Annotated in this window: 13 protein-coding genes; 6 read left to right on the forward strand and 7 right to left on the reverse strand. The window is 66.2% G+C overall.

Translation table 11 applies throughout. The annotated features are described in order from the left end of the window. Window positions 1-79 precede the first annotated feature (79 nt). From MTX21_RS14135 to MTX21_RS14145, 3 genes are all read right to left on the reverse strand, one after another. The gene (locus tag MTX21_RS14135; protein WP_280965412.1) at window positions 80-775 is read right to left on the reverse strand and encodes an RNA polymerase sigma factor; all 696 of its coding nucleotides are present in this window, start codon (window positions 773-775) and stop codon (window positions 80-82) included. Window positions 776-891: 116 nt separating this feature from the next. Continuing rightward, window positions 892-1,764, reverse strand: a complete 873-nt coding sequence (locus MTX21_RS14140; protein WP_280965413.1) for a sulfurtransferase — start codon at window positions 1,762-1,764, stop codon at window positions 892-894. 228 nt (window positions 1,765-1,992) lie between these two features. Then, window positions 1,993-3,327, reverse strand: a complete 1,335-nt coding sequence (locus MTX21_RS14145; RefSeq protein ID WP_280965414.1) for a dihydroorotase — start codon at window positions 3,325-3,327, stop codon at window positions 1,993-1,995. Window positions 3,328-3,429: 102 nt separating this feature from the next. Here MTX21_RS14145 and MTX21_RS14150 point away from each other — a divergent pair, with 102 nt between their 5' ends. From MTX21_RS14150 to MTX21_RS14175, 6 genes are all read left to right on the forward strand, one after another. Beyond that, a complete protein-coding gene (locus MTX21_RS14150) occupies window positions 3,430-4,311 on the forward strand; it encodes a folate-binding protein (RefSeq protein ID WP_280965415.1) in 882 nt (293 codons plus the stop codon). Then, complete coding sequence (locus MTX21_RS14155) at window positions 4,308-4,934, forward strand: DNA-3-methyladenine glycosylase I (protein ID WP_280965416.1); 627 nt, start codon at window positions 4,308-4,310, stop codon at window positions 4,932-4,934. Before MTX21_RS14150 ends, MTX21_RS14155 begins: the two co-directional genes overlap by 4 nt. Continuing rightward, window positions 4,931-5,545: an HD family hydrolase gene (locus tag MTX21_RS14160; protein ID WP_280965417.1), complete on the forward strand. Its 615-nt coding sequence runs from the start codon at window positions 4,931-4,933 to the stop codon at window positions 5,543-5,545. The genes MTX21_RS14155 and MTX21_RS14160 overlap by 4 nt, the downstream gene beginning before the upstream one ends. Before the next feature lie 179 nt (window positions 5,546-5,724). After that, window positions 5,725-6,231, forward strand: coding sequence for a protein tyrosine phosphatase (locus MTX21_RS14165; RefSeq protein WP_280965418.1), 507 nt, complete (start codon window positions 5,725-5,727; stop codon window positions 6,229-6,231). 25 nt (window positions 6,232-6,256) lie between these two features. After that, on the forward strand, window positions 6,257-7,222 hold the full coding sequence (locus MTX21_RS14170; RefSeq protein WP_280965419.1) for an NAD regulator: 966 nt from the start codon (window positions 6,257-6,259) through the stop codon (window positions 7,220-7,222). Window positions 7,223-7,269: 47 nt separating this feature from the next. Then, complete coding sequence (locus tag MTX21_RS14175; RefSeq protein WP_280965420.1) at window positions 7,270-9,972, forward strand: DUF2339 domain-containing protein; 2,703 nt, start codon at window positions 7,270-7,272, stop codon at window positions 9,970-9,972. 3 nt (window positions 9,973-9,975) lie between these two features. Here MTX21_RS14175 and MTX21_RS14180 read toward each other — a convergent pair whose 3' ends face one another. From MTX21_RS14180 to MTX21_RS14195, 4 genes are all read right to left on the reverse strand, one after another. Then, window positions 9,976-11,664, reverse strand: coding sequence for a methyl-accepting chemotaxis protein (locus MTX21_RS14180; protein WP_280965421.1), 1,689 nt, complete (start codon window positions 11,662-11,664; stop codon window positions 9,976-9,978). A gap of 237 nt (window positions 11,665-11,901) precedes the next feature. Continuing rightward, window positions 11,902-12,153 carry a hypothetical protein gene (locus MTX21_RS14185; protein ID WP_280965422.1) on the reverse strand — a complete coding sequence of 84 codons (252 nt, stop codon included), beginning with the start codon at window positions 12,151-12,153 and terminating at the stop codon, window positions 11,902-11,904. Between the two features lie 165 nt (window positions 12,154-12,318). Next, window positions 12,319-12,906 carry a hypothetical protein gene (locus MTX21_RS14190; protein WP_280965423.1) on the reverse strand — a complete coding sequence of 196 codons (588 nt, stop codon included), beginning with the start codon at window positions 12,904-12,906 and terminating at the stop codon, window positions 12,319-12,321. A gap of 113 nt (window positions 12,907-13,019) precedes the next feature. After that, complete coding sequence (locus MTX21_RS14195) at window positions 13,020-14,006, reverse strand: MDR family oxidoreductase (protein ID WP_280965424.1); 987 nt, start codon at window positions 14,004-14,006, stop codon at window positions 13,020-13,022. Between the last annotated feature and the right edge of the window lie 21 nt (window positions 14,007-14,027).

Genomic DNA, 14,027 nt, shown 5'->3' on the forward strand with positions numbered 1-14,027 from the left:
CCGGCTTTCCCCGGCTCGTTTCTTCACAGGGATTGGATGGTCGTGCGCGGCGGAGGTTCCCGAAAAATCGACGCCTGACCTAAATACCGAGGCCGAGCCGTCTCAGCACAGCCTGGGTCAGGCGCTCGCAGCGATGACCGGCGAACGGAAACGCGTCCATCACCACCGGGCCGATCTTCTTCTCGACGTTCTCGCGCAGCATCGTGCGGGCGCGATGCAACCGCGTCTTCACCGTCTCCGGCTTGATGCCGAGCAGTTCGGCCGTCTCCTCGACATTCATCCCCTCCATCACGCGGGCAATGAAGACCATGCGGAAGACGTCCGGCAATTCATCGACGGCGTGCTCGACGACGCGCTGGATCTCACGTTGGGCCATGGACTTTTCCGGATCGGCTGAAGCGGAGGAAAGAGGAAACTGGATGATCTCGGCGTTGAGTGTCGCCTCCGGGAGCGCGCCCAGTTCCACCTGCGGCTTCCGCCCTCTCGCCCGGCCAAGCGCCTCGTTGATGGCAATGCGCGACAGCCAGGTGGATAGCCCGGACTCGCCGCGAAAGCCGTCGAGATGCGTAAAGGCCCGGACATAGGTCTCCTGCACCACGTCTTCGGCCTCGCTGTCGCTGCGCAGGATGCCGCGCGCGAGGCGATAGAGCCTGCGGTTGTTGGCCTGCATGATCGCGCGCAGCGCCGCTTCGTCACGGGCCCGCGCACGGTCGATCAGCTCGGTTTCCGATGTCCTGGCCTCAGTGGGGAGGCCGGCGGTCGGTTGGGGCTTCATGCACTCGTCTCCAATTCAGCCATTGGATGCGCGCCTGCCGAAAAGGTTCCCGGCCATTTTACAGGAGTGGGGAAAAGGGCCGCAATGTCCGGAGCGGTCAGCCGCAGCCGTCGCCTTCAATCCGTTTCAATCGGTAACGCGGGATCCCGCGCCCATTCCCCCATTGAACCGTCGTAGAGGGCGAGCTTGTCGTAGCCGAGCTGCGTCAGCAGGAAGAGACCGATGGTGGCGGAGATGCCGCCGCCGCAATAGCAGACCACGGTCTTGTCGGGCGTGACGCCTTGCGCCGCAAACTTCGCCTCAGCATCGGCCAGCGTGGTCAGTGTCTTGCCGGCAGGATTGACCAGCGTGGCCGCCGGGACGTTGACGCTGCCGGGAATGCGACCGGGCCGGCCATAGCGGCTCGGCTCCAGTCCGCGATGAAATTGCGGGCCGAGCGCATTGACGATGACGGTCGCGGGATCGCCCGTTCGTGCCAGCACCGAAGATTTGTCGACGAAGAAGCCCGCACGCGGCGCGGCCTTGAAGGTCGAGGCTGGGTATCCCCTGGGCGCGCCCGTCTCGACCGGCCGCCCCTCGGCCTTCCATTTGTCGAAGCCGCCGTCGAGCACACGCGCGTCGACCCCGAGCGAGCGCAACATCCACCAGAACCGCGTCGCCCACATCATGGTGCCGATACTGTAGAGCACGATGGTCTTGGACGCGTCGAGACCGTGCCGGCCGAAGGCGGCCTCGAGCCGCGTGGTCGCCGGCATCATGAAGCGCAGATGCGTGGACGGGTCGGAGAACTCGCCTTCCAGATCGAGGAAATCGGCGCCCGGAATGTGGCCGGCCGCGAAGGTCTTGTCGCCGGGCACGACGAGATAGGGATCGTTGCTACCTTCTGGTGCGGGCTCGAGATAAGTCGTGCAATCGTAGATGCGCAAGTCGGGCGCACCGAGCATGGCGGCAAGCTGCTCGGTGGTGATGAGGGATGCCGGCTGGGTCATTCTCGCCTCACATTGCAGAGCCGTAGCCCGGGTGAGCGTAGCGAAACCCGGGACCGGCCAAAAGCAAAATCCCGCATGTCGCTACGCTCATGCGGGCTACGCGCTCTGTCATTGCCCGCGAAGGCGAGCAATCCAGTATTGCAGAGGCCGCAGCCGTATCAACCAACTATCGCCGCGGAGTACTGGATGCCCCGGTCAAGCCGGGGCATGACAGCAGAGCAAGAAGCCCTACGCCTTCAGCGTCTCCAGAAACCGCACCGCCTCGCCTTGCGACGGCGTGACGAGCTCGCCCTGCCACATCACGCGGCGGCCGCGGATGAAGGTGCCGACGGGCCAACCCGTAACGCGCATGCCGTCATAGGGGGTCCAGCCGGCGCGCGAGGCGACCCATTTGTTGGTGATGGTCTCGCTGCGCTTGAGATCCACGATGGTGAAATCGGCATCACAGCCTGCGGCGATCCGGCCCTTGCACGCCATATTGTAGAGACGCGCCGGGCCGGCGCTGGTGAGATCGACGAAGCGCGCCAGCGAGAGCCGGCCCGCATTGACGTGATCGAGCATCACCGGCACGAGCGTCTGCACGCCGGTCATGCCGGAGGGCGAGGCGGGATAAGTCTTCGCCTTCTCCTCCAGCGTATGCGGGGCGTGATCGGAGCCGAGCACGTCGATGATGCCCTGCTCGATGCCGCGCCAGATGCCGGCGCGGTGATCGGCCGAGCGCACCGGCGGGTTCATCTGCGCCAGCGTGCCGAGCCGCTCGTAGCATTCGGGCGCGGCCAGCGTGAGATGATGCGGCGTCGCCTCGCAGGAGGCGACGTCCTTGTGATCGCGCAAAAACTCGATCTCTTCCTTGGTCGAGATGTGCAGCACGTGGATGCGCTTGCCGCTCTCGTGCGCGAGGTTCACCAAGCGCTGCGTCGCCATCAGTGCCGCGGTCTCGTCGCGCCAGACCGGGTGCGAGCGCGCATCGCCCTCGATGCGCAGCGACTTGCGATCGTTCAGGCGATATTCGTCCTCGGCATGGAAGGCGGCGCGACGGCGGATCACCTGGAAGATACGGCGCAGGCTTTCGTCATCCTCCACCAGCAGCGCGCCGGTGGAGGAGCCGATGAACACCTTGACGCCCGCGCAGCCCGGTGCGCGTTCGAGCACCGGGAGGTCCTGCACGTTCTCGCGGGTGCCGCCGATGAAGAAGGCAAAATCGCAATGCATGCGGTGATGGGCGCGCTTCACCTTGTCGGTGAAATCGGCCTCCGTCACCGTCAGCGGCGAGGTGTTCGGCATCTCGAACACGGCGGTCACGCCGCCCATCACGGCGCTGCGCGAGCCGGTCTCGAGGTCTTCCTTCTGCGTCAACCCGGGCTCGCGGAAATGCACCTGCGTGTCCATCACGCCGGGAAGGATGTGCAGGCCCTTGCAGTCGATCACCTCGGCGGCGCTGCCTTGCGGCAGCGCGCCGATCTCGGCAATGCGGCCACCCGCGATGCCGATGTCGCGCAGTCCCTCGCCGTCCTGGTTGACGACGGTGCCGCCCCTAAGGATCACGTCGAAGCGCTGGGTCATGACTGAAGGCCCTCTCTCATCCCCAAGCGCAGGGCTCGAGGTCTTGTCGTTTACGCGTTGCGGGCTTACGTTCCGGAGCAACATGTCGCAAGAGATTTTCACATGAAAGCAGCGTTTCTTCCCGACCGGGGCGTGGTCAAGGTCGCGGGCGAGGATGCGCGCAACTTCCTCAACGGCCTCATCACCACCGACATCGACAGGCTCAAGCCCGGCCTCGGCCGATTCGGGGCGCTGCTCACGCCGCAGGGCAAGATCATCGTCGATTTCCTGATCACGGAGGTGCCGTCCGGCCATGGCGGCGGGTTCCTGATCGACTGCCCGAAGGCGCTGGCCGAAACCCTTGCCACCAAGCTGAAGTTCTACAAGCTGCGCGCCAAGGTGACGGTGGAAGATCTGTCCGCCGATCTCGGCGTGCTCACGGCCTGGGACGGCCCGCTTGCGGCCCAGCCGGACCTCAGCTTCGCCGATCCGCGCGACGAAGCACTCGGCTACCGCATCCTGATTCCGGAACAGCTCAAGCAAAAGCTTGCCGAGCTCATCGGCGCCGAGCCGGTCGATGCGTCCGAATATGACGCGCACCGCATTGCGCTCGGCGTGCCGCGCGGCGGGCTCGACTTCATGTACAGCGATGCGTTCCCGCACGAGACCAACATGGATCGCCTCGCCGGCGTCGATTTCGACAAGGGCTGCTATGTCGGCCAGGAGGTCGTCTCGCGAATGCAGCATCGCGGCACCGCGCGCACCCGCAGCGTCAAGGTGCTGCTCGACGGCCCCTCGCCCGAGGCCGGCGCGGCCATCCTTGCCGGCGACAAACAGGTCGGCACGATCGGCTCGAGCGCCGATGGCAAGGGCATCGCGCTGGTGCGCATCGATCGTGTCGCCGACGCGCTCGATGCGGGCCAGACGCTCACCGCCGGTGGGCTCGCGTTGAAGCTCGCGGAGCCTGAGGTCGTTCGCATCCCAGCCAAGCAGCCTGTCACATGAGCCGCACCCCTCGCTTGCATCCCGACGGCCTGACGCGCTGTCCCTGGCCCGGCGAAGATCCGCTTTACATCACCTATCACGACACCGAATGGGGCGTGCCGGAATATGACGACCGCGCGCTCTACGAGAAGCTGATCCTCGACGGTTTCCAGGCGGGCCTGTCCTGGATCACGATCCTGCGCAAGCGCGACAATTTCCGCAAAGCATTCGACGATTTCCAGCCGGAGAAGATCGCGCGCTACAACGCGAAGAAGGTCCATGCGCTGATGAACGATGTCGGCATCGTTCGCAACCGCGCCAAGATCGACGGCACGATCCTGAGCGCAAAGTCCTATCTGGAAATCATGGAGAAGGGCCCGGGCTTCTCGAAGCTGCTATGGGACTTCCTCGACGGCCGGCCCAAGGTCAACCATTTCAAGACCACCGCGAGCGTTCCGGCCTCGACGCCGCTGTCGGTGCAGATCTCCAAGGAGCTGTCCTCGCGCGGCTTCAAGTTCGTTGGCCCGACCATCGTCTATGCCTTCATGCAGGCGACCGGCATGGTCAACGACCATCTCGTCGATTGCCACTGTCACGCGACCTGCGGCAAGACGCAGCGCAAGCCGCGCCTCAAGGCCAGATGACGGCGAAGAAGACGGCGCGCGATGCGCAGTCCCGCGCCTGGCAGCGGATGCTGTCGGGTCGACGGCTCGACCTGCTCGATCCTTCGCCGCTCGATGTCGAGATCACCGACATCGCGCATGGCTTGGCGCGTGTCGCGCGCTGGAACGGGCAGACCACCGGCGCACACATCTTCTCGGTCGCGCAACACACGCTGCTGGTAGAGACCGTGATGCGGCACGAAGCGCCGCGCGTCGATCAGCGCATGCGGCTCGCAGCGCTGCTGCACGATGCCCCCGAATATGTGATTGGCGACATGATCTCGCCGTTCAAGGCCGTGCTCGACGGCCACTACAAGGCGGTCGAGAAGCGCCTGCTCGGCGCGATCCATATCCGCTTCGGCCTGCCGCCCGTGCTGCCCGAGGAGATCACGCAGGCGATCAAGACGGCCGATCGCGGCGCCGCCTATCTGGAGGCGACCGAGCTGGCCGGCTTTGGCGAGGCCGAGGCAAAACGCCTTTTCGGCCGCGATCCCGGCCTGCCCGACAGCGTCCGGCGCGATTACCTCACGCCCTGGACGGCGGCGCGGGCCGAGAAGCAGTTCCTGGAACGGTTCAATGCGGTGTTTGCGTAACTGAGCCGCTCCTATCCTTTCGTAGGGTGGGCAAAGGCGCGAAGCGCCGTGCCCACCATCTTGCCTCCTGCTCGAGTGATGGTGGGCACGCTTCCGCCTTCGCTCTTCGAGCTACGGCGGACAAGTCGCTTTGCCCACCCTACAAGTGCTCGCTATAATCGCCGGCAAAAAGGTCCGTCATGATCCACGTCTGTTCCCTCGCCGCGCTTCCCGAAACCGTCCGTCTGACCGGAGCCAGCCACGTGCTGACGGTGATGGCAAATGTCGAGCAGGTGGCACGGCCAGTGTCGGTGCTGCCGGCCAATCATCTCAAGGTGTCGATGGACGACATCATCGAAGAGATGGATGGCTTCGTTGCGCCGTCGGAAGCGCATATCGACCAAGTGCTGAATTTCGTGCGCGGCTGGGACCGCATCGCGCCGCTGGTCGTGCATTGCTACGCCGGCATCAGCCGCTCCACCGCGAGCGCGTTCGCCGCTGTCTGCGCACTCAACCCGCAGCGCGACGAGATCGAGATCGCCAGAAAGATCCGCGCGGCCTCTCCGATCGCCTCGCCGAACCGGCGCATCGTCAGCCTCGCCGACCGCGTGTTGGGGCGCAACGGCCGCATGCTGCGCGCACTCGACGAGATGGGGCCAGGTTCGATGATGGTCGAAGGCCGCCCCTTCGCGATCGAGCTCGAATGACCGCAACGCCCGCGATCGCTGCCGCATGAGCGACAAGCTGCTGACGCCGATCGAGATCGGCCTGACCGCCGCGATCGTCGCGATCGAGGACCACGAGCCGCTGATCCTCACCGCGCGCGGCGATGACGGGCTCATCGGCTTGCCGTTCGGTCCGTTCGATGCGCTCAGGCACCGTACCTTCGAAATCGGCTTGCGCGCCTGGGTCGAGGAGCAGGCGGGCTTGAGGCTCGGCTATGTCGAGCAGCTCTACACGTTCGGCGATCGCGGCCGCGCGGAGGTTGCCGACAGCGGCGCGCACATCGTGTCGATCGGCTATCTCGCGCTCACGCGTGCAGTGGACGGTGCTGTCGCGGCGACGGCGGCGAGCTTCGAGCCCTGGTACCGGTTCTTTCCCTGGGAAGACTGGCGCGAGGAGCCGCCCGCGATCATCGCCCGCGACATCATCCCGGCGCTGACGAAATGGGCCGAGGAGGAGACGCCGGAGACGACGCGCGCGCTGCCGCGCAAGGATCGCGTGCGGCTCTATTTCGGCCTCGATGGCGCGGCCTGGGACGAGGAGCGCGTGCTCGACCGCTACGAGCTGCTCTATGAGGCCGGCCTGATCGAGGAGGCGCGGCGCGACGGCCGCCCTGCGGCATTAGCGCGCGAGGCGCCTCCCGCGCTCGGCACCTCAATGCGCTTCGACCACCGCCGGATTCTCGCCACCGGCATTGCTCGGCTGCGTGCAAAACTGAAGTATCGTCCTGTCGTCTTTGAACTTTTGCCTGCCGAGTTCACACTTACCGAATTGCAGTACACGGTGGAGGCGATCTCCGGCCGACACCTGCACAAGCAGAACTTCCGCCGCTTGGTCGAAACGGAAGCCCTGGTCGAACCGACCGGGGTGATGTCGACACAGACGGGCGGACGGCCGGCGGCGCTCTACCGCTTCCGGCGCGAAGTGCTCCAGGAGCGGCCGGCGCCCGGCTTGCGCGTGCGCTCCCGGCGCTAGAAGATTTGCGTGATCGGCCGGTTGCGCGCCGCTCGCCTGGAGGCCTTATGTTCGACGCCCCGTTCGACGTCTTTGCGGTGATGCTCGCGGTCGCCGCCTTCCTGATCGCGATCAAGACCTCCAATCAGGCGACCGAGCTGCGCAGGCGGCTGAGCAGGCTGGAAGCCGCGCTGCAAGGCCAGCGGCCGGTCCAGCCGCCGCCGCTGATGCCTTTCCAGGAAGAGGCCTCGGCGCCCGGGGAAGCCACGCCAGAGCCGCCGCCCATCGCGCCCGGGGCCGAACTGGCGCCGCCGCTCGTCGCCGATGCCGCCGCACCGCTGCCGCTCGAGCCGAGCGCTGATGCGCCGCCTCCGCTACCGACCGCTCCTGCTACGCCCGGATTCGAAGAGCGCCTCGGCACGCGCTGGGTGGTGTGGATCGGCGGCCTTGCGCTCGCGCTCGGCGGCTTCTTCATGGTGCGCTATTCGATCGAGGCCGGCCTCGTCGGGCCCGGCGTGCGCGTCTTCCTCGGTGGCCTGTTCGCGCTGGCGCTGCTCGGCGCCGGTGAATGGACGCGGCGCAAGGAAAGCATCTCCAACATCCAGGCGCTACCGATCGCCAACATCCCGGCGATCCTCACCGCGGCCGGAACGGCGGTGGCGTTTGCGACCATCTACGCCGCCTACGCGCTCTACGGCTTCCTCGTTCCCGCCACCGCCTTCGTGCTGCTCGGTCTCGTCGCGCTCGCAACGCTCGCCGCCGCGCTGCTGCACGGGCCCGCGCTTGCGGGCCTCGGCGTGGTCGGCGCCTTCGTCACGCCGGTCCTCGTCTCCAGCGGCAGGGCGGACTATTGGGCGCTCTACGTCTATCTCGCCATCGTCACCGCCGCGAGCTTCGGCCTCGCGCGCATCCGGCTGTGGCGCTGGCTGGCGGTGACCACCATCGTGTTCGCCGTGCTCTGGACCTTCCCGGGGCTCGATACCGGCGACCTGCAGGTTGCGCCGCACGCCTTTCATGTGATGGCCGGCTTCGTGCTCGCCGCGCTGCTCGTTGTTTGCAGCTTCATGTTCGGCCCCACGATCGAGGACGGACAGATCGAACCGGTCTCCTCGAGCGCGCTCGCCGCCTATCTGTTCGGGGCCATGCTGATCGTGCTGTCGAGCGCACATGCCGATCTCGCGCTGATCGCCTTCGCGCTGCTCGTCGCAGCGACGGTGCTTGTAGCTTGGCGCGCGTCGGCCGCGACCGGCGCGCTGAGCGCAGCCAGCGCGACCGTCTTCATCGTGTTCGCTGAATGGGCGGTGCGCGCCAATCCGGATATGCTGGTGCTGCCGGGTGGTCCCCTGCCCGGCATCGGGCCGACCGCGATAGACAGTGCCGTGACACTGCATCTCGTGACGGCGGCGCTCTTCACAGGCGGCTTCGGTATCGCCGGCTTCCTCGCGCAGGGACGATCGAACTCGGCGATCATCCCCGTGGTGTGGTCGGCGACGGCGGTCGCGACACCGATCGCGCTCCTCGTCGCGCTCTACGCACGCATCGCCCATCTCGACCGCTCGATTCCGTTTGCGATTCTCGCAGTGCTCCTTGCCGCAGCGTTCGGCGCCGCCACCGAAGCGCTCACCCGCCGCGAGACCCGGCCGGGTGTCGCGATCTCCACCGCGCTGTTCGCCACCGGCACGCTCGGCGCCCTGGCGCTGGCGCTGACTTTCGCGCTGGAGAAGGGCTGGCTCACGATCGCGCTGGCGCTGATGTCGCTCGGCACTGCCTGGATCTCGATGCAGCGGTCGATCCCGTTCCTGCGCTGGCTCGCCGCCATCTTCGCGGCGATCGTCACCGCGCGCATCGCCTATGATCCGCGTATCGTCGGCGACGCCGTCGGCACCACGCCGATCTTCAATTGGCTGCTGTGGGGCTATGGCCTGCCCGCGCTGTCGTTCTGGGCGGCAAGCCACTTCCTGCGCCGCCGCGGCGACGACGCGCCGCTGCGCATGGTGGAGGCCGCCGCGATCCTGTTCACGGCGCTGCTCGCCTTCATGGAGATCCGTCACCTCGCAACCGGCGGCCGCATGACCTCGCCGCCCTCGCTGCTCGAATTCGCGCTCCAGGTCTGCGTGACGCTCGCGATGGCGATCGGGCTGGAGCGGCTGCGGCTGAGGAGCCACAGCATCGTGCACAATGTCGGCGCCGTCGTCCTCACGGTGGTCGCCGGGCTCGTCAGCGTGATCGGCCTACTGATCCTGGAGAACCCGTGGCAGTGGAGCCGCATCGATGTCGGCGGCGTCGTGTTCAACCTGCTGCTGCTCGGCTACGCGCTGCCGGCAGTGCTGATGCTGCTGCTCTCCTATGCGGTGGCGGGGCATCGTCCCATCGCCTACGCCAACACGATTGCCGGCGGCGCACTGGTGTTCGCACTCGCCTACGTGACGCTGGAGATCCGCCGTTTCTATCACGGGCCGATCCTGCTCGACGGCGCGATGACGGGCGCCGAGCAATACACCTATTCGATCGCTTGGCTTACCTTCGGCGTGGTGCTGCTCGGCGTCGGCATCCTCGTCAATTCGGAGCGCGCACGGCTTGCCTCCGCCGTCGTGATCGCGCTCACGATCCTCAAAGCCTTCGTCATCGACATGTCGACGCTGACGGGCATCTACCGCGCGCTGTCGTTCATGTGCCTCGGCGTCGTGCTGGTCGCGATCGGTTGGCTCTACCAGCGCATCCTGTTCCGGCGGCAGGCTTCGCCGCCGCCGGCACCGCAGACAAGCGCGTAGGCGTCAGGCCGCGCGGACCGAGTCCAGGAACTGCGCGACCTCGACCTTGAGGCGCGTGCTGTCGCTCGCGAGCGACTTAGCAGCCGACAGCACCTGCGTCGAGGCCGAGCCGGTCTCGATCGCGCCGCGCTGCACGTCGGTGATGTTCGAGGAGACCTCCTGCGTGCCGATCGACGCCTGCTGCACGTTGCGCGAAATCTCCTGCGTGGCCGCACCCTGCTCCTCGACGGCGGCGGCGATGGCGGAGGACACCTCGGACAACCGTTCTATGGTGCCGCCGATTTCCTGGATGGCGCTGACGGACTCGTGCGTCGCCGCCTGGATGCCCGCGACCTGCTGGCCGATCTCGCCGGTCGCCTTCGCGGTCTGCTCAGCCAGCGCCTTGACTTCGGAGGCGACCACGGCGAAGCCGCGGCCGGCCTCGCCCGCGCGCGCCGCCTCGATGGTCGCATTCAGCGCCAAGAGGTTGGTCTGACCTGCGATCGTGTTGATGAGCTCGACGACGTCGCCGATGCGGGAGGCTGCTTGCGATAGCGCGTTGACGCGCTCGTTGGTGCGGGTCGCCTGCTCGACGGCCTCCGCGGCCATCCGCGCCGAATCCTGCACCCGGCGGCTAATCTCGGTGATGGAGGACGATAGCTCTTCCGAGGCCGATGCGACGGCCTGGACGTTGGTGGACGCCTCCTCGGACGCGGCCGCAACGACGGTTGCGAGTTCCTGGCCGCGCTGCGCGGTGCTACTCAGTGTCGTGGCGGATGCCTCGAGCTCGGTCGAGGCCGAGGACACGGTCTCGACGACCTCGCCGATCATGGCTTCGAATTTGCGGGTGATGGCGTCGACACGGCGACCGCGTTCGATCTTGGCCTCGGCATCGCGCGCTGCCGCCTCGTCGGCGGCATTCTTTGCGATCAGCGCGTCCTTGAAGATCTGGAGCGCGTCCGCCATCGAGCCGATCTCGGTCCTCTCGCCGCGATGCGGCACTTCGGCCGAGAGGTCGCCCTCACCAAGCGCCTGCATCGGGCGGATGATCGAGGCGATGCCGCGCGAGACGTCGCGCACGAGATAATAGGCGGCGCCGATCGCGATCGCGACGGCGGCAACGATGACGCCGACCAGCACGCGGAAGATGGTGGCGTAGCTGTCGGCCGCCTGCTTCGTCTCCATCTCGGCGCCCTGGTTGTTGAGCTCGATGCCCTTCTGGAGCAGCGGATCGGCCGCCTGGGCCATCTTCGCGACCTTGGTCTGCAATAGCTCGCTGGCATCGGTCGGGAAGCGGCCAACGCTCTTGCGCGACAGCGCCATTACGTCCTGCACGCCGTTCAGATATTCCGCCCACGCCTGCGTCCATTGCCCATAGAGGGCCCGCTCCTCGGCCGACGTGATCAGGTGCTCGTAGACCTTGCGCGTCTTTTCGATGCGCTCTCGTAGCGAGGCCAGCCGCTTCTCGGCGGCATCCTTGCCCTCAATGGTGTCCTGCATCAGGTGCAGACGCAGCGCGACGCGCAGCTCATTGATGTCGGCGCGGAGAGAGCCGAGCGCGCGCACGCTCGGCAGCCAGCTCTGCGCGATCTCGACAGTGTGGGCATTGATGCTCTGCATGGTCCCGATCGCCATCACACCGACGCCGGCGAGTGAGAGCACGAGAACTGACAGCACGGTCAGAATCTTGAAAACGATCGACAATTTCGACATCAGGCAAAAATCCCGGACGGTGATGATAGCTCGCAACGCGGCGCCGCCATCGTCACGACGGACGACAGGACGGAGGTCAGTTCAACAATGCTGGCTGGTTCTTATCCGGTAAGATTGCGCGCATAGTCGCAAACAGCCGTTAACGGGAAGCTCCGTAGAAATACCAATATCCAGATTGTCGGCATTTAACTCACCCGCAGTCATTCGTTGCGAGTGCCTCAGCACGACGCTGCGCGCTCAATCGGTGTTGTTGGGAAGCGGGTACGTCTCGCCGACCAAGCTGACGCGAAAAACCGGCTGCTTGTTCTCGTCGAGCAGCTCCATGCTCCATTTGGCATTCGGCTTCAGGCTGCGTGCGATGCCGCCAAGCAGGTTGGCGCAGACCTCGGTCATCTCCGTCCAGGCGGCTGCGCGGTCCTCGAACTCGTACGGCTGATCGGCGGCGCCGGAATAGCGGCCGGTACTGATGCGAAAGAAATAAAGCGACATCGTTGAACCCTTTTATCGGGTTGCCCCGGCCATGACGCAAACTGAGCGCGAGTCGCTACCAAGGCATGAAAGAAGCCGCCCGTATGACTACGGCGCGGCGGCTTGACGGCCGGCGGATATTGTCAACAAGGCGTGCGCACGGGCATGCCGTGCGCGGTCAAAAACTCACTCGGTCGAGCGGCGCAGCTCGAGCGGCCCCTCGTTCTTTGCGGGCTCCGACTTGACCGGCTCGAGCCGCCCGCTCTCGACGCGCGGCGTCTCGACCCGTGCGGCGACTTCGGTGCTCGGCGAGGCGACCGAACCGGTACGCTCGGACCTGCGCAGCGAGCGCGGCCGCGCAACGGCGCGCGCCATCAGCATCTGGTTGCCGCCCTGGTGGTGGAAGTCGCAATAGGCGAAGCCCATGCCCGACACCGAGCCGCGGAAGCTGCGCTCGTCGGTCTTTTCGAGATTGAAGCAAGGTTCGAACGGAATGCCCTTGATCGAGGCGCAGACGTTCTGGCCACGGATCTGGAGCGTATTGCCGGGCAGGCGGATGTGGCGAACCGGACCTGCACCGGAGAACTGAACCGCACCGGCGGCGCCGAGATCGTCGAGAATACGGCCTGCGCCGCGGGTGCCGTCGAAGCAAGTGAAGGCGAAGACCTTGCCGGCTACGAAACGGCGCGCCTCATCCGCGTTCATGCTCCCGGCAATGGCCGGCCCAAACGTCGCTGCCGCCGTGACGGCCCCCAACACAATACGCGCAAGCATGCTCAAACTCCGAACAACCCCCGCAGCGGGCGATGCCTGATACCTTTACCTGCTGCTTACCATACCAACCGTGGCAACATTGGAGCAGCTTCGTTGGTAAAGTCTGAACGTCGTTAGACAATTTTTACCACGATCCGGCCTCGGACCTGGCCGGCGAGAATTTTCGGGCCCCATTCGATGGCTTCGCCGAGCGAAATTTCATGAGTGATTTCAGATAGTTTGGTCCGGTCCAAATCGGAGGCTAAGCGCTGCCAGGCGGCCTTCCGCGGCTCGAGCGGGCACATCACCGAATCGATGCCGAGAAGGCACACTCCGCGCAAAATGAACGGCGCGACCGAGGACGGCAGATCCATACCGGCGGCAAGGCCACACGCCGCGATCGCTCCGCCATACTTGGTCATCGAGAGGAGATTGGCGAGAGTGGTCGAGCCGACGCTGTCGACCCCGCCCGCCCAGCGCTCCTTAGCGAGGGGCTTGGCTGGTGCCGACAATTCGTTGCGGTCGATGACTTCGGCTGCCCCCAAGTGCTTCAGGTAGTCAGCCTCGGAGGCGCGGCCGGTCGAAGCGATGACGTGATAGCCGAGCTTCGATAGCACGGCGGTGGCGACCGAACCGACGCCGCCGGCCGCGCCCGTCACCACCACGGGGCCGCTTTTCGGCGACAGCCCGTGCTTCTCCAGCGCCAGCACCGAGAGCATCGCGGTGAAGCCGGCGGTACCGATCGCCATGGCGTCGCGTGCCGATAGCCCTTGCGGCAGAGCGACCAGCCAGTCGCCCCTCACCCGCGTCTTCTCTGCATAAGCGCCGAGATGGGTCTCGCCCATGCCCCAGCCGGTGCAGACCACCTTGTCGCCGGCCTTCCATTGCGGATGCGAGGATTGCTCGACCGTGCCGGCAAAGTCGATGCCGGCGATCATCGGGAAGCGGCGCACCACCGGCGCCTTGCCGGTGAGCGCGAGGCCGTCCTTGTAGTTCAGCGTCGACCATTCCACGCGCACGGTGACGTCGCCGTCCATCAGCTCGGCTTCGTCGAACTGCGTGAGCGCGGCGGTGGTGCCCTTGTCCGCCTTGTCGATCCGGATCGCCTTGAATGTGGCCACGACTGAACTCCCTGACTTTGT

Source organism: Bradyrhizobium sp. ISRA430 (assembly GCF_029909975.1).
In the GTDB taxonomy this organism is placed as follows: domain Bacteria; phylum Pseudomonadota; class Alphaproteobacteria; order Rhizobiales; family Xanthobacteraceae; genus Bradyrhizobium.